This is a genomic window from Haloarcula salina (assembly GCF_049603855.1).
In the GTDB taxonomy this organism is placed as follows: domain Archaea; phylum Halobacteriota; class Halobacteria; order Halobacteriales; family Haloarculaceae; genus Haloarcula; species Haloarcula salina_A.
This window is the reverse complement of the sequence record NZ_CP187146.1, coordinates 2,096,185-2,121,934: the sequence shown is the minus strand read 5'-3', so window position 1 is coordinate 2,121,934 and position 25,750 is coordinate 2,096,185. Positions and strand designations below refer to the sequence as shown.

Sequence of the window (25,750 nt, the reverse complement as noted above, 5' to 3'; positions counted from 1 at the left end):
GACGCGCCGCTGGTCAGTGACGACGGAAAAATGCGAATCGAGTCGGTCGCTGAAACGAGCGTCGACGGAGTTAGCTCTCGACGTCGACGTCTTCCTCGTCGACGTCGACGGCGGTCTCCTCTTCGGCGGCGACTTCCTCGGGGCGGGCCTCGAGGGTCGTCTTCTGGATCTCGACGCGGCGCAGGGGGTAGATGTCCTTCGCCTCGCCGTAGATGGCCGAGGAGAGTCGGCCCTCGACGACGCTGTCGATCAGTTCCTCGAAGGTGCGGTCTTCGGCCGTCTCCTCGACGAGGTCGATCATCGTCCGGCGGATGGCCTTCTCCTGGGAGGCGTCGGCCTTCTTCGTCGTGACGGCGACCGGCTGGACCTGGACGCGGTAGTCGTCCGTGGTCAGCACGGTGACGAAGGCTTCGACCTTCGAGGAGCCGCGGCGGACGAGCGAGCGCAGGTAGTCCCGCGTCAGCTCGTGGCGGACGAACTCCGTGTACGCGGAGTCCGAGGCGACCTCGTTGATCTTGAAGGTCAGCTTGGTGTTGTTCTCGCTGGCGTCGTCGGTCAGTTCGCCGAGCGTGGTTTCGATGGTGCGTCCGAGCACCTTGTCCGGTTCGTCTGCGGGTGTCTTGCCGAGCGCCTCCCGGTCGAACTGTTCGGGAGCCTGCACGGTGTACCACCGCTTCTGCTGTGCGCGTTTGGATACGCTTCGTTCACTCATGGTTGGATCGTATGTCGTGGTTGGCTAGCTGTGCTGCGACGCGGAGGTTGACGACGTAGTCGTCGACGGTCGCCTGGAGGCCCCCAGTCGTGTCGCGCTCGACGGTCGTGACCACCGCGTCGTCTTCGACGCGGGTAGTCATCTCGTCGGTGTTGTCCGGGCGGAGCGCGTTCGCGACGCGCTCGGGCGAGTCGTGCGTGGTGCGGATCTCGGCCCGTCTCATAGTGCCTCCCGGAACGCTTCGATGAAGTCCGCCGTGGACACGTCGAACCGAGCGCGCGCCCGGTCGCCGGTCCCGACGGCGTCGCCGCCGACGGACTCGACTGCCGCGCGGATCGACGCGGCCACGTCCCGGCCGTCGGTGGCGCGGGCCGCGGCCTCGCCGTCGGTGACGACGAGCGTCACCGGCTCAGGCGCGCGGAAGTCGGCGAACAGTCGGGCGACGGTGCCGGTCGGCATCGGGTCGCCGCGGGCGACGAACAGGCCGTCGTATCGGCCCGTCGTCGCGTCGGTGACCGCCTCGTGGGCGCGCCGGGCGTGCGTTCGCCAGGCGTCCAGCGCGTCCTCGCGGACGGCGTCGTGGCCGAGCGCGAGCGCGACGGCGGTCCCGGGTCGTTCCCGGGCGACGGCGTCGAGCACGTCGGCGTAGCCGCCGACCGTCTCGAACGGGCCGCCGACAGCGGGACGGAGCGCGCGCTGGACCGCGTCAGCGGCCCGCGGCGGTGCGTCCTCGGTGACGGTCAGTGCGACCAGCGACGCGAGGCGTCGGCGGTCGTCGGTCGACGGGTCTTCGTCCGGGGCGACGTCGAGGTCGGCCAGGGCAGCCCGCGCGGCGTCCGCCTCGCCCGAGAAGGGCGCGACGAACAGCGTCGAGTGGGCCAGGCCGTCCGCGAGGTCGGCGACCGGAACGGCGACACCGGGACGGCGTTCGAGGCCTGCCCGTTCGGCGGCTTCGGCGACGGCCCCGTCCGCGTCGCCGGCGGCGATCGTGCCTGCCAGCGCGAGCGCGGGGTCCGCCGTGCCGAGTTCCCGGGCGGTTTCGAACGCCGTCGCGGCGGCGCGGTCGGTCAGCGACACGTCGGCGGCCGACTGCGTGCGACCGACGGCGACCGTGAGGTCGGCCTCCGTGGTCCGGTCGGGGTCCTCGAAGGGGCGGACGACGCTCGCCTGGAACGGCGTGTCGTCGAGCGCCCGGGCCAGCAAGCCGGTCGCGGCCAGTGCGTCCCCGGTCGCGTCGCTGACGAGGCGCACGAAGGCAGCCTCGCGCAGCGACCCGGCGAGGGCACTGGGCGACGTGGCTGGCGTCGGTTCCCGACCGGTCGCGGACATCTATTCGTCGCCCAGCAGCTCGACGGCCGCGTCGTAGCTGTAGGTGAAGTCCGCGTCGAGTTCGTCGCCGCGGTAGTAATCGGCGAGGCGACGGATCTTCGACTGCGTGTTCTGGAGCGCACGCTTGTTCTGGTAGTCGCCGGGGTTCTCGTCCATGTGGTCGCGGAGGCGGACGGCCCGCTCCATCAGGTTGCGGAGGTCCTCGGGGAGCTCCGGCGAGGCCTCGTTGTCCGCGAGAATCTCGGTGACCTTCTTGCCGGTGGCGAGCGAGACGTCAGGGATCGGAGTACCCTGGACGCCCTCGTCGCGCAGCTTCAGGCCGATCTGGCTGGGCGAGTGGCCCTGTTCGGCGAGTTCGACGACGCGCTCTTCGATGGCGTCTTCGTCTACGTCGCTCCACTCCGGGGGTTCGTCTGCCGCCGGTTTGTCCGAACCGGACGAACCGCGGCGGCGTGTGTGCATTCGTGCCATGTTTCTGATTGGAACGGCACAGACCGCTCGTCGCTAACCGGTAGCGAGGCGTATTGGCATCTGGTGATGCCGAACACGGCCGCAATCCCGAGTCCTGGAAGCCCAGGACGTGTCAGATTTGCGGTCGTGCTGTTCCCGTGTGTCCGTCGACGGTGGCGCGACTAAACCGTTCCGTTTCGAACCGCCGCCCAGCCCCCAACGAGCCGCTCCCGTCGGCGCTCGCCCGACTGGCAGTATTACCGCTGATAACCAGCCCCGCTCGCTTAAGACCCGCGTCGCTGTAAGGTCGTGCAATATGGCGAGCGCAGGGTCCCGGTCGAGAACGCGCGGGCAGACCGCACCGCTCGGGGTCGCGCTCGTGTTCGCGGTCATGATCGTCACCACGACCGCGGTCGTGGCCGTCGGCTCCGACGCGATCGAGACCACCCAGGACCAGCTCGACCTCGAACGCACCGAGAAGTCGATGACGCAACTGAAGTCGCGGACCGCGATGGTCGCGCTCGGGCAATCCGGCGCACAGCGCGTTTCACTGCCTGCGACCGGACCGAACGCCTATCGCGTGAACGAGGGCGCCGGCTGGATGAACGTCTCCTACCGGAACACGTCCTCCGGGGAGACGAAGACCGTCTTCAACGAGACGATGGGCGAGGTGGTGTACACGGCCGAGGGCGGTGACCGCATCGCGTACCAGGGCGGCGGGCTGTGGCGAGCGACCCGAGCGAACGGCTCGTTGATGGTCTCGCCGCCGGAGTTCCACTACCGCGATGCGACCATCACGCTACCGCTCGTGACCGTCAGCGGCGACCCGACGGTCGGAAACGGCGTCCGCATCACCCGGAACCGCTCGACGCAGTACTACCCCAACACGACGCGAGACGGGAATTTCACGAACCCGCTCCGGGACGGGAAGATGACCGTCACCGTCCAGAGCGACTACTACCGCGGCTGGGGGCAGTACTTCGAGGAACGGACCGGCGGCGACGTGCGCTACGACCACGCGAACGACCGCGTGACGCTGCTGTTGACCGTCCCGGCCGACTACCCTTCGCTGGAGGCTGGCGTCGTCTCCGGGTCGCCCGGGTCGACGCTCACCGTCGACAACAACGTCGTGATGGACAGCTACAACTCCTCCGAGGGCCCGTACGCGGGCGGCGGGTCGAGCACGAAAGTCGTCGTCGCCGGCGATCTCGTCGTCGAGAAGGGCGAGATCCACGGGAACGTCGAGGTCGGCGGCGACATGACCTTCGACCACAACAACGGGCGCCTCTACGACGGGAACATCTCCTACGGCGGCGGATACAGCGAGAAGTCCGCCAGCAACTGGCAGCCCGGGCCGAACAACTGGAAGAACGACAACGCCAGCGTCTCGGCACCGGACTCCGTCGCCGGCGTGATCGGCGACCGCGGCGATGCCCTCCGGGACCCGGCCGACAACGACAACGACACGACCGCCGTCGTCGACGGCGGGACCATCGACTACGGAGCCGCCGGGCCGTCCGACGAGGCAACGTTGTCCGCCGGCGACTACTACCTCTCACAGCTCGACGTGCCTAACGGCAAGACGCTGACCCTCGACACCTCGGGCGGCGACGTCGACGTCTACGTCGAGAACGGGCTGACGATCGACCGCGGGGAGATCGAGGTCACGGGGTCCAACCGCGTGAACGTCTATCTCGAGGGTGACGCGACCATCGAGGGCCAGAACGGGAACACGGAGATCTCGACCCCGGGCGACAACTCCACGCAGTTCTGGCTGTACATGAACCCCGACCGACAGATCGAGTTCGGGAGCAAGTTCAGCGTCACCGGCGTCATCTACGGGCCGGGACAGGGACCGAACCAGGGTGTCGACCTCGTCCTGACAGCGGCCTCCAGCGGCAGTGAGATCAAGGGCGCGTTCGTCGGTGGCGCGACGACCATCAACAACGTCGCGTTCCACTACGACGAGGCGCTGGCGAACGCAGACACCGTCGAGCAGAACTCGCAGATACCCGCCGTCACCTACGTTCACGCCTCGACGAACGACGTGAACGTCACCGCTGGCTGACGGCGACAGGAGGAGACAGATGAATTACACGTGGCCAGAGACGTTATCAGCGGTGATAGCAATTGAGGGGGCATGAAGATGCCTCTGGGTCGGGGCGGCGGAGAGCGGCGGTGCCGCGCGCAGTCGGCACCGCTCGGGGTGGCGCTGATCTTCGGGATCATGGTCGTCTCGACGACGATGGTCGTCGCGTTCGGGGCCGGCGCGATCACGGACACGGAGTCACATCTCGGCGCGGAGCGCACGCAGAAGGCGCTGACGGAGTTCGACTCACGGGCGGCACTCGTCGGACTCGGCCAGTCGAACGTTCAGCAGGTCGAACTCGCCGCCCGCGGGTCAGAGCGCTACCGCGTCGACGAGGACGCGGGGTGGATGAACGTCTCCTACAAGGACCCCGAGACGGGAGCCACGACGGTCGTGTTCCGAAAGCGGATGGGCGCGGTCGTCAACGACGACGAGACGGCGACCACGATCGCGTACCAGGGCGGCGGCGTCTGGCGCTCCGACGGCGCGGGACAGTCGGTGATGATCTCGCCGCCGGAGTTCCACTACCGCGGGGCGACGCTGACCCTGCCGCTGATAACGGTCCGTGGCGACGCGTCGCTTGGTCGACGGGGCGTCATCAGCCGAAACGGGACGACGCGGTACTTCCCGAACGAGACGATGAACCCCGCGTTCGTCAATCCGATGGCGAACGGCGAGGTGACGGTGTCGGTCCGCAGCGACTACTACCGCGGCTGGGGACAGTACTTCGAGACGCGAACCGAGGGCGAGGTGAACTACACGCACTCGAAGAACATGGTCAACGCCACGCTCGTTACGCCCGTCGGCGCGCGAACCGTCCGAAGCGCAGTCAGGTCGTCCTCGCCCGCCGGCGTCATCAAGTTCAAGGGGTCGACCGACCCGGGCTTCGACGCCTACAATTCCTCTGACGGGGACGGCTACGCCGGGGAGGGCGCGGCCAACGGCTGGAACAACGCCTCGATCAACACCGCCGGCGACGTCCAGATACAGGACAACGGCGTCCGCGTCCACGGCAACATCACCTCCGGCGGGTACGTCGACATGAAGGACTGGGGCAACAATTTCAACGGCGAACGGGTCGAGTACGCCGACGGCTTCTCACCGTCGCCTGCGCCGCCGTCGGTCGAGACCGAGCAGATCTCCGGCGTCGAGAGCGTGTCGGCCATCGACGGCTACGTCAACCGCCGGGTGGACGACATCCGCTCGAACCCAGACAGCGGGTACTACTCTGACGACACTATCACCAGTAGCGGCACGCTCGACTCGGCGGGCGGCGACAAGCAGTACTACGTCGAGCACATCGACCTCGACTCCGGCGAGACGCTCACCGTCGACACGAGCGGCGGCAACGTCTCCGTGGCGGTCCGGGACTACGTCAGCCTCGACGAAGCGAGCATCGAGGTCGACGGAACCCACGACGCGCGCTTCTTCGTCAAGGGCGAGAGCGCCTGGGGCGACCGGACGATCAAGGGCGAGACGACGACCTCACACATCGACATCACCGGCGGACGGGTCGTGACGGTCGGGAGCGGCCCGAGCGAGAACGCCACGCAGGTCGCCTTCTACGGCAAGAGCCACGTGAACACGACGCTCTCGAAGGACGGGACCAACTCCAAGTTCGTCGGCATCATCTACGCACCCAGCCAGGGGACGAACAAGCTCGCGATGCGCCAGAGCGAGATCTACGGCGGCGTCGTCACCGGCGAGGTCGACATCTGGCAGGACGGTGCGATCCACTACGACCGGAGCCTCAGGAACACCCGGGCGGTCCCGGAAGAAGTGAACATCATCCGCATCACGTACCTCCACATCTCCGTCAACCGAATCAACGTGACCTCGCCCTGAGCAGTTCGAACGCTACTGGTCGATGTCGACTCGGATATCGTGGTAGACGACGTACGTCCGCTCGATGCTGCCACCGGCACCGTCGGGGTACTCACACCAGTCGTTGCCGGTGGCACACGTGAACCCCTTCTCCTCGAAGTAGTCTTCCCAGAGGTCCGACCGCGGTCCGGTGACGTTGATCCGAACGCCCTCGACGCCGCCGCTCGTGTCCTCGAACGCGATGTCCGTGTCCCGGTGGTTCGCCCGCACGAGCACGGTCGACCCGCCGAGGCTCTGGGTATCCGGCCTGTTGAGACCGACGACGGTGACAAGCACGTGGTTCCCGTCTACGACCAGCGGCGGGTCTCGAATCCTGAGCCCGCCGTCGCGGTTCGTCCGGTAGACGCCGCCGGCCTCGTAGACGATCCGTCGCTCTTCGTCGCCCTCGAAGACGATGGGGCGAATCTCCCACTGGCCGACCCGCGAGTACCCGCTTCCGCTGTCGACCTCGACGGTCATCGTCACGTTCTCGCCCGTCCGAAGCTGGGCCTCGCCGAGGCTGATTTCTGTGGCCCGGCTCGGCGCGCCGCGCTGGTAGAGGTCCGCGACGTTGTCGGTCAGGATGTCGAACGCCCGTTCGGCGTTGTTGAGTTGCTCGGCGTTCCGGGCGTCCTGCAGGGTCCCGAGACCGCCCACTGACACGAGGGTAATCGAGGCGATGATCAGCGTGAACACCAGAATGAAGCTCAGCACCTCGCTGACGCCCCGGTCAGCCATTGCGCACCTCCAGCTGGCCGCTCTCGTAGGTCACGACCACGACGCCGCCGTTGACCGTACTCGTCCCCATCGCCGACGTGGTCTCGATGTCGACCGTGACCGACAGCGACGGCTCGACCGATTCGAGCGCGACGCGGTCGTTCGGCCCGTCCAGCGAGATCCGGTAGCCGCTGCCGGCGACACGCTCCGGGTAGCTCCGCCGGAGTGTCACGGTGGGTGAGCCGCCGTGGGCTGCCTGAACCAGTCGGTCGGCCTGTGCGAGGTCGGAGGCGACCTGCTGACCGATCACGGCGAGTTCCTCGCGGACCACCTCCTCGCGCCGGTCGTTCACGAAGTCGCTCCCGGCGACGACCAGCCCGGTCACCAGCAGCGTGGCGATCGTGAGCGTCAGCGTGTAGCTCAGCGTCGTCGAGACGGCGCGGTTATCCATCGGGCTCACCCGGAGCGACCCGAATTTGCGTCGTGTAGTTGATGCTCGGATTCGCGTACGTGAACGCCACCTCGACCTCGTAGACCGCGCTCGTCATGTACGGCGCGGGGCCGGCGCTCGGCCCGGAATCGAGCGTCGTCGTCGCCGGCGAGTTCGCCGTGACGAACGAGTAGTTGCCCTTCACCTGGTCGCCGTTCTGGAAGCTGACGTTGTACGGCGTCGAGACGCCCGCGCCGTAGCCGAAGTACGTGTCCGCGGCCTGATCGTACCCGAGCGCATGACATGGGCGTCCGTCGACCGTGCCGTCGGTCAGCGAGACGGCGAATTCATCGGCGGGAATCGTCTTGGCACACTCTCGCGCCGCGCCACCGGGCCGCTCCGTTCGCACGTGGATCCGGTCCGGATTCAGGTCCTCGCGCCAGAGCGTGACCGTCCACTGTCGACTCGGCGATCCCGTGTTGTTCACGACGACGGTGAACCGGCCGGACAGGGGGTCGAGGTCGGTCGAGTCCAGCGCACCGCCCTTCTTGATTTCCATCTCGAACGCGCGGACCGCGTGCGGCCGCCCGTTTTCGTCGACGCCCTCGACCAGTTGCCAGTCCGAAGCGCCGCCGCTCAGCCCGTTCGCGGTGAAGTTCCCGCCGCCGCTGTCGTTCATCGCGATCCGCGACCCGTAGTGGTAGTCGTGCGGGTTCGAGGTGTTCACCAGACCGCCGGTGAGCGCCTGCTGTTTCCCGCGCTGGCGACTCGCCGCCCGCACGTCGCGCTCGACCGCCGCCTCGGGCGCGGAGTGGTTGTAGCGGTTCGCCGCCGCTACGCTTCGCTCGACGCTTGTCTCGACCATCGCTCGCGCGTCGAGCGCACCGTCGCCGCCGGCGGTCTCCCCGCGACTCGCGAGGTTCTCGGTGAAGATGGCGGAGTTGACGATGAGCGCGAGCGAGACGAACGTCACCGCGAGGGCGAACGCCGCGATCAGGATGATCTGGCCGCGTTCGCGGCCGGCTAGATCCGCCACGCGATCACCTCCACGCGGACCGTGTTGTAGTGGTTTCGCCCCGTGTCGGGGATCAGATACGTCGAGCCCGGGTCCCCGAGTGTCGTCTCGTTCGCCGTCCCGTCCTCGTCGTACAGCGGGTCGTCGTCGGACAGCGTCACCGTGTAGGTCGCCGTTACCGCGTTGTCGGTCGGGACGCCGTTGTAGACGTACCGCCGGGGAACGATGTCGCCGCTCGGGCTGACGAAGCTGAGATAGACGTTGTAGGCGATGCCCCGGTCGTCGAACGACCGCGAGAGCATCTCGCCGAACCTGTTGTCTGGCGGCCCGCTGGTGTAGAAGTTCTCCTGGCCGGTCACGCCGTGGAACTGCCGCGTCGAGTTGTTCCAGAACAGGAGCGCCGGCTTGAGCGCGCCGGCCTCGGCCGCCGCCGTGAGCACACCCTTCCCCGTCGCCGCCTGCTGGTTCTCGATGTGCTGGCTCGACGTGCTCGCCGACAGCGGCGTCACCGCCGTCATCTGGAGCGCGAACACCAGACTCGACAGCAGCATCAAACTCGCGATGACCGCTTCCAGCGTGTGTGCCTGGCCTCGCATCTCACCACACCTCCACGGAGACGGTCACGTCGTACCCATCGAGCCAGACCACCCGGGTGGCCGTCACCGACTGGTCGTTGTTCGTCGGCGCTGCCTCACCGCGACTGAACGGCACCGAGCACGTCGCGGACGCGTTCCCTTCTTCGACGACAGCGTCCGCGGTCTCGTCCCAGCACAGGCGGTCCGATCCCGACCCAGCCGTCGACACGTTCCCGTAGATCGTGACGTTCAGGTGCTGTCTGGTCGGATCGAGTCCCAGTTGCGACTCGACGGGTTGGCCGCCGCTCCAGGTTCCCGTACAGGACGCCGGAGCGGTCTGGTCGTCGAAGAACTTCACCGTGCAGTACCGATCGAGTCGGTACGGGTGCTCCGGCGACCCCAGCATCGATTTGGTGATCCCGTCGGCCACGCGGTTCGAGACGACCGTCTCCTCCTGTGCCCCCTCCGTGAACGGGGACAGCAGGCCGGGGACGAACAGGAAGATGAAGATGAGCACCGCGAGGAACACGCTGATCCCAATGGCGAAATCGAGCGTGGTCTGCCCACGCGTCGCTCTCTCGGCCCTGCACGGTCGACCCTTCGATCGGACTCGACGCCTCAACACGCTCCCTCTCCTCGCTGCATGCCCGTATCTGCGTAGTCGAGGCTCCCGACGCTCTTATCCATTGTGGCCGATCTGTGCAGGCCACGCCGGATGCCAGCCGTTCTCACTCCCGGCCCGCTTCGATGGGTTTAATAAAAGCCACCGGATACCAGAAGTACGAAGCGGGCTCGTAGATCAGGGGTAGATCACTCCCTTGGCATGGGAGAGGCCCCGGGTTCAAATCCCGGCGAGTCCATCTGAGTTCTCTCCGTCAACAATCGACAGAAGGCGTGGCTTCTTTATAAAATCCCTACACCGTTGAGCGTGTATCTTGCCGCTTTCACCCGCCAAAATCCTCCCTTGTGGCCTCCCACCGTCCCCTCTCCGTACCTCTGCCGTATCCGGGTTTTGTACAATCGAGTTTCGGAAGGCGGTGTATTAGTGTGTAGAGCCACAGTTCCGATAGGGACGTAACTGTACATTGAGGGGACGGGTTCCAACCGCGTCTATGCACTCTGTCTCCGGTTGGAACATTCATTGAGTGGCCGTATTGCATATATAGGTAGGTCGCTCTCCGAAATTTCTCGTATGAGCTGAGATATATTGGTCGCTGAATCAGTCGAAATTAGCCGTTTCGAGTGTCCCGAAGCCGACGGTATGGAAGCAGATTGGTGTATCCGCCCGCTTGATAGGCAAAACCATTGAGATACTACCGAGTCGTTACGCTATCACGATTCGTTGGGAGAGAAAACCGACTCAATGCGTAGTTACGTTCGATGAATCGTTGGGTGTTACACTTAGAGTCTCTATGTGAGATACCCTACGGTTTGCGAATCCCGGAAGGATTATCCACAACGCTCTAACCAGAGATGGGTATTCGATATAGCCCTATTACCACCCCCCGATGAACTCCAATTCTACGTCCACTTTTTCGGCAAGTTCCGAGACGTACTTCTGTTTCTGATCGGAGGGAAGATTCGTGTGAACGTAGTATCCCTTCGAAACAGATTGGTGTGTTTTCATTTCTTTGCCATTCGTGTGTTCCGGCTTGTCATTGAGAAGTGCACGGCTCCCTTTGCCGGTTCCTGGAATATATGGAATCTCAATCTCGTTCAACAGTTTCTCCTCCTCAATAAGATAATCCACAAGCGAACCCATCGCTTCAGACTGTAATTCCTCAACTACACAGTGAATTTCCTCCCCGTTCCGGGAGACACGAATTTCATACTCTCCATTCACGGGTTTGTCGTTACTTCCGGGTGGATCTCGAATGACCTCTCTTCGATGTGCCTGCTCCTCCAATGTTCGGATTAGATTATCGACGAAACTCTTCGCTTCATCCTCGACTTGCTGTGACACTGCATTTCCGGCGACTTCCGAAACTACTCCAGTTACATCCTCAGCGAGGTCTTCTTTATTCTCTCGGAGCTCTTTAACGGCGTTCTGTACCGCCTCGATCTTCTCAGCGATCTGTCGGGATTCACCGGACTCAATAGATTCACGGGAGAGTGCCTTGAGGGGGTGTTCGTTGTCCGGTACATCCTCTACGTCGAACTCTGAGAGAGAAATCAAGTTGACTCGGTTGCTTGAAACGTGATGGCGGAAAATCTTGAACTCACGTCCATTCGATAGGAGTCCCCAATCGACTCCGACCTGTCGCATGTAACTCTTGAGTTGCTCTTCGTGACTCTGTTCGAGTGGTGTATCACACCCTTTCGCCTCAACGAATACGACCGGGGTCCCCTCGATTTTGAGCGCATAGTCAACCCGTTTCGTCGTTGATCCCATCTGTACGGAGTACTCCAGTTCGACAGCGGAGGAGAGAATGTCCCATCCGAGAAGATCAATTAGCGGCTCGATGAGTTTCCGCTTGGTGTTCTCCTCGTCCATTTGTGGAGAGTCCTCGATCAGGCCCGAGGAGCGTTCCGCGTACTCAGATAACTCCTCACGTAGCGTCATTTCGTGCATCTCCTTCTGGCAACCGGATAAAGATACTGAGAGTTAGAACAAGTCAAGACAGTCCTGAACTGTCTGCTTTTCATCTTGGTCTAATTCCAGAAGTGAATAGACCGCTTCGTCAATCTTATTCTCCAGATTGGTTATTTCCTCCGTATCAAACCTGACTTTATCGTCGTTCAGTTCGGACATTACGTCCTGTACATCAGTATCGCTAATAGGGATAGGAATCGAAATGCTCTCTCCACTATCTACGTTCATTCCCTCTACTGATTCTCGGATATACTTCGCCTTCGTCTCAGTATTAATCAAGGCGTTTCGGATACTATCAGTACGTCCCGCATCTAAGCTGATGACTCCATCCTCTTCGTTGATTGTCGGGTCAACCGACGACCGCTTTGTCTGCCAAGTATAATCAACCCAATCAATCTCTACTGACTCATCAAGATAGGTGGTGGGGAACCCATCAATACGCTCCCGCAGATCTCTATATTTGAGGAGTTCCTTGACAGCCGCCTCAATATTATTGTAGGCCTCTGAGCCAACTGCATCTTCAGGCGGCACTATTGGAAGGGACTCAACTACGGTTTGGCTGTAGTTCCAGTATCGGTTTTGTACGTACGTGCTCTCGCTATTGACGTACAACTGACTCCAAGTTGAGTTCAGAAATCCAAGTAGATACTCGTAATGTGTCTCTGGACACATCATCCCAACTGCCGAATCTAACAGGAAATGCTTCTCCAGATCGACCGCGAAGCAATTTTCTGTTGAAAGACGGGGCGTGATGATTTTCTGGCTACCGAGAACGGCCCTATCACGGGGTCGCCATAGTTCGTACCATTCCTTGTTCCAGTCAGTAATGTTCTTCCCGTCTAATTCTCTGCTTTCCAACCGTTTCTCGTATTCAGATAGATAGGTGTGCGTCTCTGGATAGTCCTCCAGATCAACGACATCTCCGTTGTCGTCGTATGGATATATGAGAACTTTGTCTTGTGTTGGTTCCGACCACTTCTCAATATCTCCGCCTTTCAGTACGTTCTGCAACAAGTCCTCCTCCAAATTCAGGTTCTCCGCCTCCCTCTCCGATAAAACAAATATCTCTTCGCACCCTTTCCCGCCAATTGTACACCCCTGACTGGCGTTGTACAGTTCCCCAATCCGCTGTCCGGGGCCATCTCTGACACTTTGGACAATATCTGATGCGAGAACCTTGGCAGGCGACCAGGAGTCTGTTGTTAGTTTTGCCTGATTCAACCTGTGCCGTTTAATCCAAGGTACAGAACTCTCTCGAAGATGTTCCATAACCGTATCAACCGATCGCTCGTGAACTTCGTCTTGGAACGTAACGAATTCAAACTCTGATTCAGACACACTCTCTTTCTCGGTAATCAGGATACAGGGATAGTTAGTCGCATTATCGAACATCTCATCATAATCCCCGAAGTCAACAATAGTGTCTAACTTGGTGTTCTCCAACAGGATACGACGAGTCTCCTTCCCGTAATTGCGCTTCATAAATCGGTTGGGAGTAATGTATCCTAAATTACCATCTTCACGTAGCCAATCAACCCCTCGTTCGATAAATGGGACATAGATATCATACCTCCCGTAGGCAGAGTCATACTGTTCTCTCAACTGATCGCGGAGAGACTCATTCCCTAATGCTCCCCGACTACCTAACAGAATGCCTCCCCATGGCGGATTCCCCACAACATAATCATACTTCATATAATTTTTCACGACTAAAGACAAGACTGTATCTTCAAACATTTTGAACAGCCGTCCGTCACCATGGTCTTCTCGAAGGTAGCGTACCGTAGCCAGAATATCGTTGACGTATGGCTCGAAGAAATCCTCAACCCCATCGTAATCGCGGGTTGTATAACGGTGGATACCCTCTTCGAGGCCTCCACCGTACTCCCACCATCCTTCCCGCATGTGGAATTTTACCACGTCCAAGACGCCCTGTAGTGCGGCGTAGTACTCCCCAAAGTTCCGGACGCCGGCGTTCATTTTCGCCGTGTCGTACTTCGGCATACGAACCCGTTGAACGAGGAATCCATCCTCCAATTCCGAGTCTGCCACTTCGCTCTCATCGACCTCAATTGGAAGTGGCACAGGAATCTTCACGTCTTGATTGTCCTCGGTGATGGAGTCAAACGTCATCTGCGTCTGGTCGTCGTCACCGAGATCGAGGCCCGTCAGTTCTCGCTCATTTCGCAAGGAGTCCGTCCGGAAAATCGGGAGCCGTCGAATCGTGAACTCATCGTCCTCCTGTTTCGCCTCCTTGTACTCAGGGAGAATAGCGACCATGAAGCGAATCTGTGCCATCAACACCGCGAACGGGTGAATGTCCAACCCGACGATATGCGGCGTCGTACAGAGTTCGGTGAGGTGTTCCGACCAATCGGGCTCGTCGTTGTACCGGCGCACGTCGTCGAGGTAACGGTTCACGGCTTCTACGAGGAACGTCCCGGAACCACAGGACGGGTCGATAATGCGCTCCTCAGAGACGCCCACGTCGTATTCGACGCCGTCCATGATGTAGTCGATGACGGGCTCTGGCGTGTAGAACTCCCCCAGGGCCTTCCGCGTATCCGGGTCGAAGTACTTCTGGTAAAGGTTACCCAGCGGGTCGCCCTCAACCTGCGCAAAGTCGAATTTCAGCACCGCAAACGAGACGTGAGCGATAGCGCGACTGAACCGTTCTCGGGTCGAAGGACTGACTCGGCTAACGTCGCTCCCCTCTTTGGCGACAGACTCGAAGCGGCTGTATGGGTTCTTGTGTTGGCTGGCAGTTTCTTTGCCGTAGCCGTCTGTCCACCAGATGAAGATGTCGTCCTCGAAGAGGCTCTGGACGAGGTGGTTACGCATGTCCTCGATCATGCCGTTGGCCGCAATCGGGTAGGCGTCCAACTCGATGGAGCCGCTGAAGCCGCCGAGTTCATCGAAGTACCGCCGGAGACCCGTACTGTTGGGGAAGAAGTCGTGGTCGTCGGTGGCTTTCGCCAAGAGGAGTCGAGCGAGGAGTGCGTGGCCGGACTCCAAGCAGAACATGAAGTCGCGGAGTGACTGCTGGTCGTCGATGAAGGGTTCCCACGAGTCGGGTGTCTTGTCTGGTTCGCTGGCGTAACTGGCCTCCCAGAAGTCATACGCACCTTCCACGAACTTCGCTTCCTGTTCGTCTCGGAGCTCTTCGAGGAGGTCCATCATCGCCGTAACGAGGTTGGCGAAGGGGCTGTCCTCCTCCAAGCGGAACGTCTCAAAGAAGTGGGTGCGGCCAAGTTCACCGTCAAGTTCCACTTCATCGAGGCGGTCGAGGAATTCGGTGACGCTATTCGGGTCGGTTATATCCCATCGGGGCTTCTGGAGGGCTGCACCGAGATCGGCGGCGTCGCTCTGTGTGGCTTCTTCGAGTGAAACGGTGAGCAGACGAGAGTGCCCATCCCGACGATACAACCGAAGCGCCTTCCCGTTGGTCAGCACACCGTAGTCGGCTTTGAGTTCGTCCACGTAATGGAACAGTTGATCTTCGTGGGGGACGAGGTCACGTCCGGTCGTTTTGAATTCGTAGACGGCAGTGACAGATTCGTTGCTGTCAAGCGTGACGTAATCGGGACGACGGTCGTCGGGAAGAGTCCATTCACTCCGAAGGTCGTGACCTGCGCCCTTGTAACCGAGCTTGTCGTAGAAGTTTTCATTGAGAAAGGCGTTTTCGACGTCCTTTTCGCTCATATCTGCATCGAGGCGCGAGGCGATTCCGTGGAGGGTTTCGAGAATCGCAGACGTATCCGACATATCCTTCCCGAGACGGTCTGCTGTCAAAAAGGATGGTGTCCGACTGTCATTCCATTCAGACGGTTAGCAGGTTTCCTGTCGGTGTAATAACGCATGGAGTCGGCCGGTGATTCGATGGACTCTTGCCTTCGAGTTTTACAGCTTATCGTTACGTCCCCCTCACAGTCGAGAGAAAAACCGCCTCAATGCACAGTTTCGTTAGTTGAAGCCGTTGGGAGTTACACTTAACACCTCTATATTGAACACTTAAAGATCTCAAATTGAGTTTTCGGAACCCTACCTATACAACACTATACCCCGACTTCCGAAACTATTCGGAGAACTCGACGTGGCCGTACTTTGCTGCTTCTTCGAGGCAAACATTCGAGAAGTGCCATGCACCACCCCCTCCACCACGTCCCGCTTTCCGACTGTCGAGATAGCCTTGTTCCACGAGAGTCTTGAGGTGCTTACGAGCATAGCTGTGGGAGATCGACACACGATCAGCTATCTTTCCCACCTTCCATTCCCGTTTACGCCAACCCTCAAGGTCGTAGATCGCGTCAATCACTTGCCTCATCCCGTTCTTTGGGGTTATCCACGAGTCAACCGAGACGAGCTGCTTCTCCGGCTCCACCCAATCGGGTAGTGCTGAGGTATGGACGTACACGGTCGCCCCCTTCTCGCCGTTCTGCTCCTCACGTCCGAAGCGCATCACCGCTTGCAGGACTTCGTTCTGAACAAGCGCCTTCATCACGCAGTTGCCGAAGAATCCGTAATCAGTAGCCTTCCCTTCGGTTCCTTCTCTCCGTTCTGCAGAGTGGCCGGCGAGTGCGCTCCACTTCTCGATCAAGTCGTCACCGGGATGAGGGTTCCCGAGAATGATGCCGAGTCGTGTCGTCCCGAAGGCGTTGCTACCCTTCAGGTTCCCATAGTTCTCAGTCTCCGATGCCAGCGACTCCAATCCATAGCTTTCGTACTGTTTGAGGCCCCTCTTGGAGGTGATGACCCCGGGGGTTCTTCCTTCAAGTTTCCCTATCTTTTCGACAACTGGAATGTCAACAGTCGGAGAAACCCCATCTCCACCCTGATAGGCGTTCCAGTTCTCAGTAGTCTGTATGATTTCCAGTCCGAGAATATCCTCAAGATATACCTGTCTGTTCCCCTCATTGAGGAGCGGAAACCGTTCGATCTCCGTCCCCATCACGAGTTCCCACAGTTCGAGTACTGGAGTCCCATCGAGAGCCACGACACTCTCTGCCTTTCCCAGGTTCGGCGGAAGGAGGAACGACCATTCGTGTTCGGTGTTCCGGACCGCTACTTTTCCATTGCCCAATTCAGCGTGTCGCCACCGGTTATCCAGTCGCTCTTTCTCCAGATTTGCGAGCGTCATTAGCGGCCCAAGAGCGTGTGCTGACGAATTCTTGGCTTGGAGTACGTGATTGGAATCGTAGTACGACCAAACCTCCTGCTTCCACAGCTCAACTTCTTCCTGAAACTCTGACTGGCGTTCGAGCAACTCCTCGTAATCCCGGAAAGGAAGTCGGTCCTCCTCCTCAACGTATGCGGTTACTGCTGGTGCTACCTTTCCCGTGTACTCTTGCACGAAAGCGTCTCCGGGGAACTCATCGATAGCGACGTAGCGTTCCTCAGTCCAGTCAGTCTGGTAGGCGTGGAGATAGTGACCGAGAAGAACATCGTACGACTCGGGGTCGATATTAATCCCCTCGATGAACGGACATTCACCATGCTCCTGACAGGGAAGCTGTTCCCCGAGTAGCCTTCTGGCCTCCTGATGGATTGTTTCGCCTTTGACCCCCTGTCGGTAGTTCGAGAGTAGTTTCTCCGTCAGTTCATCTGCCGGATTTCCCTTCTCGTCAAGTGAAACGCTCTGACAGTCGCGGTGGAAGGAAGCAAGCCGCTTAACCGAAAGGTCGAGATCATCTTCCGCACACCAACCCTCGTACTCGTCCATGAGTTCGTGCCGTGGGGCGAAGATGGTAATCTGGTTGCCTGTTTCGGCCGCCCATTTGAGGACACCGTAACTCTTACCGGAAGCCGGTAGCGCCTCAATGAGTGCAGTTTGTGGGTATTCGAATGCCTCCCGTATCACGCCATCGAGCTGAATATGAATCTGTTCGAGAGTGGGATTTTGCGATAGTTCTGCCGCTGTAGATGTGTCTGTGGACATGAGAATAATACCTCCCGCTCATCAGTCGAGTATCGCGGGAAAAGCCTCTACTATATACAACGGGACGCAGTCGAATATAACTACCGAAATCCCACAGACGGCGGCCGATTCTTTCAAAATATGGAGTCTGATTTTCTTGGTCAGACCCCAGGGGTCAAGTGTCGAAAGCCGTTTAGTGAGCGGTCTAACAGTCTGGCATCGTCTGTCGAATCTGTTCGGACTTCTCCGTCTTCGAGCGCTTGTCGTAGTACTGCTTGATGGTGTCGTACCCACTGTTCACGAGGTCGGAGACGTCCTCGATGGACACGTCGTTATCGAGCAGGTACATAATACGGCCCTTCCGAATCGAGTGGGGACTCACGCTCGATGGACACTTACTGGCAGTGTTATATGTCGTGGCTTCGCACTCGTCAGGGTCTCGGTCGTGGGGACACTGTTGACCGTAGTGACAGGGACGTGTGAGAGTGTACACGTTCCGCTGAATCGTTGTTTTCTGGGCACGGACTGATCGGCCCATCAACAGGGGTTCTCGTCCGTGCTTGTCCGTTCCGCCGGGATGGTTCATTTCGAGATAGTCCTGTACCACTTCCACGTCTTCTTTCGATAGCGGAACGTTACGCTCACCGTGGGCTTTGTTCTTCAGCGGAGTTCCGGTATCTGGTCGGTGGCGTATCTTCAGCATCGGTGGGTCTTCCACGAGGTCGTCCACATCGAGAGCGTGGATACTCCCCTGACGGGCGGCTGTTCGCCACAGGAGGAGGAACGTGACGTGTCGGAGTGAGGCGTATTCGTACTTTTCCAGGTAGTCGAGAATTACGTCTGCTGTCTCCGCCTCAATGAACTCAGCCCGCGAATCGTTACCGTCCTTCTGTGGCACGAGGCTCTCCACCTTCATCGGAAGCCCGTGAGGAACGGCTTCAATAGCCTGACAGAACCGCATGAACTTCTTCAGCGTCCACATCTGGTTTCGTAGCGTGGTGAGACTCACCTGCTTACCACGCCACGTTTTGAACTCCTTGAGTCGTCGGCCGGTGAGGTCGTTGAGATTCTCTATCTGGTTTTCGTGGCAGAAGTCCACGAACGGGCGGAGCGCGTACTTATAGTTCTGTACGGTGTTCTTTGCCTGTCCTTCTTTCTGGTCTTCGAGGAAGCTTGTGACGGCTTCCTGTGGCGCGTATGGTTCGAGACTCATGGTTGGGTGTCAACGGAGTCGTACACCCAGATAGATCCACTCAGGTTGGCACACTCCCCACGCGGAGGGCGCGTAGCGGCCGTGAGCGTAGGCCCCGGGTTCAAATCCCGGCGAGTCCACTTGAGCGAAGCGAAAGTGGACGAGCCGGCCCTGTGCCGGTTTTCCCGTTCACTTTTATCCGCCACTCTTGATTTCGAGTGAGTCTATCGTAGCTCACCGCTCTGCATTTGGAGCGACCCTCACTTCCCGCGTCCGCTTGCTGGCGGTTCACGCTATTTGTCGGACTCCGACTTCAAATCACTATCGGCAGTTCAATCTCTTTTCGAGGGTGTCGTATAATCAGTCATAGAACTCCCCTACACAATCAGTCCGTTCAGAGCGCGTCCTAATCCTTCATACGAAATATGACAATTAAAAACATTTGGGAAGTATCTTATAATAAAACTAATATTATATTTCTCCAATGGAATTATATGAGCGACAGTGACCAAAAAAGCGACCCACAGGTGCTAATTGAACATAAATTTGGGGAAGCAAAATTCTTTCTCGGAAATATGGAGGTGGAAAATCTTAGGCTGGACAGTCCCAACCTCGTCTATAACAATCCAGACTCATTCATATACAACTTCAGCGCATTCACTGGGGCACTATACTCAATCAATGATTTTCTTACGACGACAGAGGGATACACGGCTATAAAGAATTGGTTAGACGATGACTCGAAGAAACAAATGTACGATATACTAATAAGTAGGGAAGAGGGAATTAGACAGATATCAGTACACCACAAAGAAGCATTTGATGAAAATGATATCACGGTGGTAGATGTTTTGACTATGAAAACAGAAAAGATGACAGGCAAATATGGAGTCAACTATGTTTTTGCAGAAAAGAAATCCGGAAATGGAGTTTTGGAACCACCGCTTTTAGAAGAATATCGAGGTGAATACACCTATGGCGGAAGAGTTTATGTACCAGTCACCTCCTTCTCAAATAGGTTTTTATACGATGTTGTACACCCTTGTTTGGAATGTCAAGGCCTGAGAAAATAGAACGACGGAATTTAAAGCTTGTCGAGGAATTCAGTCCGTCGCTGGCGCTTCTCGCTGTTTGAGGCTTTGTCGTAGTGCTTGTCCAGTACCTCCCGACTCACGTCGGCTCTATCGCTGACCGCTTCGACCGGCCAGCCCTTGTTCCGGTGATAGGTAATCGACCCCTTTCTGATTGCGTGTGGACTCACAGAGGACGGACACTGACTGGCATTCGGACTCATGACCGCCTCGCAGTCTTCGATTTTTCGGTCGTGGGGGCACTGGTTTGAGTAGTAACAGGGTCGGGTGGCCTTGTAGACGTGAGCGCGAATCGTCGTTTCGTGTGCTCGACCGAATGACGTGCAGATGAGTGCCATCCGACCGGAGTCATCTTCAACGCGAGGGTGTAGGTCGTGAACCCAGTCATTGAGGACTTCGATAACGTCCTTTCCGAGATTGATTTCCCGTTCACCTCGCTGGCGGTTCTTCAGGGGCGTCCCAGTCGATTCTCGGTTGACTGCTTTGATGTAGCCCTCTCCGATGTGAAGGTCGGTGATGTCGAAGGCACGGAGCGTACTGGTTCGAATACCAGTGTGCCACAGTAGATAGAATATGACGTGCCTCAGCGTTGCGTACTCGTATTTTCCGAGGTAATCCAGAATCGCTTCCGCTTCTTCGGGGGTAATCGCTGTGTCGCTCACGTCCTCGTTCATGCCGAGCTGTGGAAGTTCGACCTTCTTGCTTAATCCAGTCGACACTGCGTCAATCCGTTCACAGAACGACAGGAATTGTCTGATTGTTCCCAGTTGGTTTTGCAGAGTGACGTTGTTGACTTCCTCCGCTCTCCAGACTTTGAATTCGTGGATACGTCGGCCAGTCATCTCGTTGAGATTGTCGATACCGTTTTCTTCGCACCATTCTACGAACCGCTCGACCCGATACCCGTGATTCTGTTTTGAGGTGTCGCTGAGGTCGGTGCGGTCTTCGAGGTACAGTTCTTTCGCCCGGCGTGGTGTGATTGGGTCAACCATTGTTTGCTTTCGAGCCACCAGCAGTTGGATGACGGGAGCTGAGGCCCGCGAGGCGACCCCCATACCAGTAAACTAAGCCGGAGTTCTGAGATTCTCCTCTTATCACTGGATTAGCATGGGTTTGGAGCGAAGTGAGCGTCAGTGAACGTAGCTCGGGTTCAAATCCCGGCGAGTCCATCCTCATTTTACCGCCATACGCGGGGAAACTAAATCGACGCGAGAGCGTCGCTTTTCGCCGATATCGGCGGAATCGGGTTTTCGGGAACCTCCCCGTCGAAGAAGAGTTCATCCGGAATGCGGATGCACCCGCCGCCGTCTGGCGGTGCGCGGGAGGGAATCGGACTCCTGCCTTCCCCGGAGGACTGTCCTCGCTTTCAACCGAGGTGGCGTGGCAGCTTCGACGATTGCTCCGTGTCACGATTTCCGCCGGAGAGACGCTTTCGCTGCGAAATATGATAGTTTACACACAGTAAAGCAATACTTTTTTGTGCAACAGTTGGTATGTATATGTATATGTCAGCGTGGGGTAAACAGGGGGTAACAGACCGTGGTGTGTCGCACGTGCTCGGGGTCGTGCTACTGGCCAGCGTGGTGGTGATCGGGGCGTTTCTGATCGTGCAGGTGGGGCAGCAGACGCTCGGGGACGTGAACAACGAGGCGAACGTCGAGATAGCCGAAGAAGTGATGCTGTCCGTCGACAACAGCTTCCAGCGATCGGAGACAGACGAATCGGTCGTCGTTCCGAACCGGGTCCGGTCGGACGTCGGCGTGCGAGTGAACGCGACGTACAACCTGACTCTGAACGGGTCGCCGTCGTGTTCCACCGGGAACCGCACTCTTCACACGATCGAGTACCAGCGGGACGGCAAGCGGGTCGGCTACGAGGGGGGCGGTGTGTGGCGACAGACCGAGTCTGGAGCGACGATGTCCGCGCCGCCGGCGGTGACCTACGACGACGGGTCGCTGTCGCTCTCGTTCGCGAACATCTCCGGCCGCCACATTGGCGGTGAGTCGGTCACGGTCCGCTCGAACGCGACGAGCAAGCGGTCCCACGAGGCCGCACTGAAGATGGCGATGTTCACGGACGCAACGTACGAGCAGGCGCGAAGCGGTGCGGTGACGTCGCCGTCGCAGTCGTGTATCCCGTCCCGCATCGAGAACGCGACCCTGACGGTGGACAACAGCACGTACGCACGCGCGTGGGCAGACTGGGCACGCGACACGTACGACGACAAGTACGTCACCGTGACGCCGAAGGCCGTCGAACCCGGCGACACGGTTCGGATCCGGTTCGCGCTCGGCGACGTCTCGGACTCCCGGTACGAAGTCGAGAACCTCTCGGTGACACCCAACGACGCGGGCCCCGGCGCGAACGTCTCGGCGACCGTGACGAACGTCGGCGGCCTGCGCGACACGCAGAACGTGACGCTGGCTCACAACCGGTCGGGATCCCCGTCGGTGAACCGGTCCGTCACGCTCGGTGGCGGTGACTCGGCCACGGTCAACGCAACGTTGCCGGTGACCGTCAGCGCGCCGCACAACTTCAGCGTCTCGACGAGCGCCGACGCTGCGAACGTGACGGTCGTCTACACGTCGCCGGGCGGGTCGCCGAACCTCGCGATCACCGACAACACGATGCCGGCGAGCGCGCGGCTGAATCAGGTCCCGTCGGCGACGGTGACGGTGAACAACACCGGCGCGATGACGGCGACCCAGCGGGTCGAGTTCCTCGTCAACGGGTCGGTGAACGCGACGCGGGCCGTGACCGTCCACCCGAACGACAACCGGACGCTCGACTTCGGACCGTCGCTGCCGACGGGCGAGAACGGGACGTACAACCTCACGGTGGTGACGAACGACAGCAGTTACATCCAGCACCGCGACGACGGGCACCACTTCGTCGTCGGGCGCGTGGGCGTGTTCGAGATAACGTCCATTACGCCGCCGGGCGGCCTCCAGAGCGGCGATCCGGCGACTGTCGACGCGACGATCGAGAACACCGGTGACATCCGGAAGATCTCGCCAGTCGAAGTCCGCATCGTGAACGCCTCGACCGGCACCGTGATCGCGACCCAGACGACGACGCTGGACCTCGACGGCGCGCAGAGCGGGGCCGAGTCCGGGACGGTTTCGGTCACGAGCAGTCCGATCACCGTCTCCGAGCCGACGCACTACCGCTACGTCGTCGAGACGCCCGACCGGACGGAGTCGGGATCGTTCGTCGTCGGCGCCTCACCGCCGCCGCTGTTCGAGATCACGGCCACGGACGTGAAGAACCCGGTTCGCCCGGGCAATCAGACGACGACCACGTTCACCGTCAGGAACACCGGTGGGACCGAGGGCGAGCAGACGCTCCGCGTCGAGCGCAACGGAACGACCGTGGTCTCGGAGACCGAGGCGCTGGATCCGGGCGAGAGCGTCACGCTGAACCGAACGGTCACCGCGCCCGACGAGCCCGGGAAGTATCCGCTGACGTTCTCGACGGCGAACCGGTCTCGACGGCTGACGATGAACGTCCAGCCGGAGTCGCTGATCGGGGGGAACGGCTCGACGATCACTATCGAGCAGTCGGTCAACGCCTCCGTCGCGCTGAAGGGCGCTGATCTTGAGGGCTTCGATACTAGGTACGATCATATCACCCACGCGCCCGTGCAGATGTCGCTGTACGTCCGCGACGAGTCCGGGGCGGAGACGATCGAACTCTGGCGTGATTACGAGAACGGCGACGTCAACGGACCGCACGCCGAACAGCGACTCGTCTCCGACGACCACGAGAATCCGTATACCTACTCCGCGTCGTTCGAACCCGGGACGGAGATCTCCGTCTTCGCGCAGTCGTACTACTGCGACTGGTCGCGCGAGACCGACCCGCCGATCTGGCTCGCAGGGTACGAAACCGAATACTGTTCCGGTTGGGGTGACGAGCGCATCGAGGTCAGCCAGACGCAGAACAGCGGGAACCTCGTGATCCTCGGCGACGGCGACGAACTGCCGTCGTTCGAACAGGCTCAGTGGTATCAGCGCGACGTTCAGGACACGCTCGGGAGCCGCGTCGACGACACGGGCCATCTCCGACTGGCCGACGGCGAGCGAGCGTTCCTGTACGAACTCTCGGAGCCGAACGCGGACCCGGATAACGCGGGCCGGGAAGGAGACCCAGACTACAACGACGCCGTGGTGCTGTTCACGGTCAACGCGATCGAGAAAGACGTTCGCACGGGACCGAAGTACCGGATTAGCGACGTCGATGCTCCGGCACGCGTCGACGAGACGACCGACGCCGTGGTGACGGCCGAGGTCACGAACGTCGGCGGTCAGGCCGGGACTGCGACGGTCGAAACCACGTTCGACGGCTCGACGGCCGGCAACGAGTCGGTCGTGATCGAGGCCAACGAGACAGAGGAAGTCACGTTCGAACTGGACACCGACAGCAAGGTCCCCGAAAATTCGTACGGGTACAACGTGACTGTGGGCGGATCCGACGAGCGCTGGAGCGGGAACGTCTACGTCGGTGAACTGGACGAACAGTTCATGCAGGTCGACTCGCTCCGCGTCCCCGGCGCAATCGACAGCGACGACAGCGCGACCGCGACCGTCACCGTCACCAACGTCGGCGACGAGGCCGGGACCGACACGGTCGTCCTGAAGGCGAAGAACGACGACGACGCCAGTCCGTCGTTCACCACGGTCGATTCGGTGACGATGTCGACGATACTCGCTCCCGGTGACACGCGGCAGTTCACGCTCGACCTGCCGACCGACCGCGGGAACTACACCGTCAAAGTCGAGACGGCGAACTCGACGTCCCCCGGACAGTCGTTCTTCGTCGGCCGCTCGGACGTCGCGGTTGCCGACACCCAGTCGATCAACATCGGCGCACAGACGTACAACACCTCTGAATTGATCGAGCGCCGCGGGGGCGCCAGTCGGATGACCGTCGAGGTCGTCAACAGGGGGACGATCGGCGACGAGCGAACCGTGAATCTCACGATCCGGAACGAGAGCGACGGCGAGACAGTGTTCGCCGCGTCGAAAAACGTCACTGCCGGGAGCGGGGACCTGACCGGCGTGTCAGCGTATCCGGCGTGGGCGGGCTACGACGTCGACCTCGATCCCGGGTACTACACCTACGAGGTGACGGTGTACAACGAGACGACCGGTGACCCGGTCGACGACACGGCCTCCGGCGAACTGTTCCTCAAGGAACTCGACGAGACGGGGGCGTCCGGCGACAACGCTCCCATCTCGGTCGACTCGGACTCGGTGACGCTGGGCGAGTAAGCCGCCGAACGCGCTTCTTCTCCGTCGAATCGGTTTCAGTTTCGAGGTCCCGTCGACAGTCGCGTCCGTCTGTGATCGGGCGAGTGCCAGAGACGTCGCTGTCGCTGGGGAGTCGAGCGCAAAGAAAGACTGATTCGGTGTGCCGGTGACTTAGCCGAAGAGTTCGCCGAGGCCTTCGCCGCTGGCGTCGTCGTCCTCATCGTCCTCGTCGTCGTCGCCGTCGTCGGCGGCTTCTTCCTCGGCCTCGTCCTCGGCCTCGTCCTCGTCGGCGTCACCCTCGGCGGGCGCGGCCGCGCCACCGCTGGCGGGGACGGGAGCCGCGGCGGCCTGCTCGACGGCCTCCTCGATGTCGACGTCCTCGAGGGCGGCGACGAGGGCCTTGACGCGGGACTCCTCGACGTCGACGCCGGCGGCTTCGAGCACGTCGGTCAGGTTGTCTTCGTTGATCTCTTCGTCCGCTTCGTTCAGGATGAGTGCAGCGTATACGTATTCCATTGGTCTTTGTGT

19 protein-coding genes and 1 tRNA gene are annotated in these 25,750 nt (G+C 60.2%); 5 read left to right on the top strand and 15 right to left on the bottom strand.

The genetic code is table 11. The features are described 5' to 3' along the window. Nucleotides 1–70: 70 nt before the first annotated feature. Genes ACOZ4I_RS10835 through ACOZ4I_RS10820 form a run of 4 tightly spaced genes read right to left on the bottom strand, consistent with a single transcriptional unit; the run spans nt 71 to nt 2,512 of the window. Nucleotides 71–712 carry a 30S ribosomal protein S3ae gene (locus ACOZ4I_RS10835; protein ID WP_423999390.1) on the bottom strand — a complete coding sequence of 214 codons (642 nt, stop codon included), beginning with the start codon at nt 710–712 and terminating at the stop codon, nt 71–73. Next, the gene (locus ACOZ4I_RS10830) at nt 705–935 is read right to left on the bottom strand and encodes a KEOPS complex subunit Pcc1 (RefSeq protein ID WP_423999388.1); all 231 of its coding nucleotides are present in this window, start codon (nt 933–935) and stop codon (nt 705–707) included. Before ACOZ4I_RS10830 ends, ACOZ4I_RS10835 begins: the two co-directional genes overlap by 8 nt. After that, nucleotides 932–2,041, bottom strand: coding sequence for a hypothetical protein (locus ACOZ4I_RS10825; RefSeq protein WP_423999386.1), 1,110 nt, complete (start codon nt 2,039–2,041; stop codon nt 932–934). Before ACOZ4I_RS10825 ends, ACOZ4I_RS10830 begins: the two co-directional genes overlap by 4 nt. Beyond that, the gene (locus ACOZ4I_RS10820; RefSeq protein ID WP_423999384.1) at nt 2,042–2,512 is read right to left on the bottom strand and encodes a 30S ribosomal protein S15; all 471 of its coding nucleotides are present in this window, start codon (nt 2,510–2,512) and stop codon (nt 2,042–2,044) included. 295 nt (nt 2,513–2,807) lie between these two features. On the opposite strand from ACOZ4I_RS10820, the gene ACOZ4I_RS10815 reads away from it, so the two are divergent. Together ACOZ4I_RS10815 and ACOZ4I_RS10810 are read left to right on the top strand one after the other, a co-directional pair. Beyond that, on the top strand, nt 2,808–4,559 hold the full coding sequence (locus ACOZ4I_RS10815; protein WP_423999382.1) for a DUF7289 family protein: 1,752 nt from the start codon (nt 2,808–2,810) through the stop codon (nt 4,557–4,559). A gap of 72 nt (nt 4,560–4,631) precedes the next feature. Beyond that, nucleotides 4,632–6,425 (top strand): DUF7289 family protein, encoded by a 1,794-nt coding sequence (locus ACOZ4I_RS10810; RefSeq protein ID WP_423999380.1) that lies wholly within the window; start codon nt 4,632–4,634, stop codon nt 6,423–6,425. A 12-nt stretch (nt 6,426–6,437) separates the two neighbouring features. Here ACOZ4I_RS10810 and ACOZ4I_RS10805 read toward each other — a convergent pair whose 3' ends face one another. From ACOZ4I_RS10805 to ACOZ4I_RS10785, 5 genes are read right to left on the bottom strand one after another with little or no spacing between them, the layout of a single operon-like run. Next, a complete protein-coding gene (locus ACOZ4I_RS10805; protein ID WP_423999378.1) occupies nt 6,438–7,181 on the bottom strand; it encodes a DUF7289 family protein in 744 nt (247 codons plus the stop codon). Further along, nucleotides 7,174–7,611: a DUF7266 family protein gene (locus tag ACOZ4I_RS10800; RefSeq protein WP_423999376.1), complete on the bottom strand. Its 438-nt coding sequence runs from the start codon at nt 7,609–7,611 to the stop codon at nt 7,174–7,176. The genes ACOZ4I_RS10805 and ACOZ4I_RS10800 overlap by 8 nt, the downstream gene beginning before the upstream one ends. Beyond that, a complete protein-coding gene (locus tag ACOZ4I_RS10795; RefSeq protein WP_423999374.1) occupies nt 7,604–8,626 on the bottom strand; it encodes a DUF7261 family protein in 1,023 nt (340 codons plus the stop codon). The genes ACOZ4I_RS10800 and ACOZ4I_RS10795 overlap by 8 nt, the downstream gene beginning before the upstream one ends. Beyond that, complete coding sequence (locus tag ACOZ4I_RS10790) at nt 8,614–9,201, bottom strand: DUF7288 family protein (protein WP_423999372.1); 588 nt, start codon at nt 9,199–9,201, stop codon at nt 8,614–8,616. Before ACOZ4I_RS10790 ends, ACOZ4I_RS10795 begins: the two co-directional genes overlap by 13 nt. A 1-nt stretch (nt 9,202) precedes the next feature. Next, entirely contained in the window at nt 9,203–9,697 is a 495-nt protein-coding gene (locus ACOZ4I_RS10785) for a DUF7287 family protein (RefSeq protein WP_423999370.1), read from the bottom strand. A 271-nt stretch (nt 9,698–9,968) separates the two neighbouring features. Between ACOZ4I_RS10785 and ACOZ4I_RS10780 the strand changes: the two genes are divergently transcribed. Continuing rightward, nucleotides 9,969–10,040: transfer RNA gene (locus ACOZ4I_RS10780), tRNA-Ala, on the top strand. A 635-nt stretch (nt 10,041–10,675) separates the two neighbouring features. Here the strand turns inward: ACOZ4I_RS10780 and ACOZ4I_RS10775 are convergent. The 4 genes from ACOZ4I_RS10775 to ACOZ4I_RS10760 all read right to left on the bottom strand — a co-directional run bounded on the left by ACOZ4I_RS10775 (nt 10,676) and on the right by ACOZ4I_RS10760 (nt 18,900). Beyond that, the gene (locus tag ACOZ4I_RS10775; RefSeq protein WP_423999368.1) at nt 10,676–11,743 is read right to left on the bottom strand and encodes a type I restriction enzyme HsdR N-terminal domain-containing protein; all 1,068 of its coding nucleotides are present in this window, start codon (nt 11,741–11,743) and stop codon (nt 10,676–10,678) included. A 42-nt stretch (nt 11,744–11,785) separates the two neighbouring features. Then, nucleotides 11,786–15,538: an Eco57I restriction-modification methylase domain-containing protein gene (locus ACOZ4I_RS10770; protein WP_423999366.1), complete on the bottom strand. Its 3,753-nt coding sequence runs from the start codon at nt 15,536–15,538 to the stop codon at nt 11,786–11,788. 310 nt (nt 15,539–15,848) lie between these two features. After that, complete coding sequence (locus ACOZ4I_RS10765; RefSeq protein WP_423999364.1) at nt 15,849–17,708, bottom strand: winged helix-turn-helix domain-containing protein; 1,860 nt, start codon at nt 17,706–17,708, stop codon at nt 15,849–15,851. Between the two features lie 184 nt (nt 17,709–17,892). After that, nucleotides 17,893–18,900, bottom strand: coding sequence for a tyrosine-type recombinase/integrase (locus tag ACOZ4I_RS10760; protein ID WP_423999362.1), 1,008 nt, complete (start codon nt 18,898–18,900; stop codon nt 17,893–17,895). Between the two features lie 473 nt (nt 18,901–19,373). On the opposite strand from ACOZ4I_RS10760, the gene ACOZ4I_RS10755 reads away from it, so the two are divergent. Beyond that, entirely contained in the window at nt 19,374–19,952 is a 579-nt protein-coding gene (locus ACOZ4I_RS10755) for a hypothetical protein (RefSeq protein ID WP_423999360.1), read from the top strand. Nucleotides 19,953–19,963: 11 nt separating this feature from the next. Here ACOZ4I_RS10755 and ACOZ4I_RS10750 read toward each other — a convergent pair whose 3' ends face one another. After that, nucleotides 19,964–20,962 (bottom strand): tyrosine-type recombinase/integrase, encoded by a 999-nt coding sequence (locus tag ACOZ4I_RS10750; RefSeq protein WP_423999358.1) that lies wholly within the window; start codon nt 20,960–20,962, stop codon nt 19,964–19,966. Between the two features lie 513 nt (nt 20,963–21,475). Here ACOZ4I_RS10750 and ACOZ4I_RS10745 point away from each other — a divergent pair. Further along, nucleotides 21,476–25,243 (top strand): DUF7289 family protein, encoded by a 3,768-nt coding sequence (locus ACOZ4I_RS10745; protein ID WP_423999356.1) that lies wholly within the window; start codon nt 21,476–21,478, stop codon nt 25,241–25,243. A gap of 150 nt (nt 25,244–25,393) precedes the next feature. Here ACOZ4I_RS10745 and rpl12p read toward each other — a convergent pair whose 3' ends face one another. Further along, entirely contained in the window at nt 25,394–25,738 is a 345-nt protein-coding gene (gene rpl12p / locus ACOZ4I_RS10740; protein WP_423999354.1) for a 50S ribosomal protein P1, read from the bottom strand. Between the last annotated feature and the right edge of the window lie 12 nt (nt 25,739–25,750).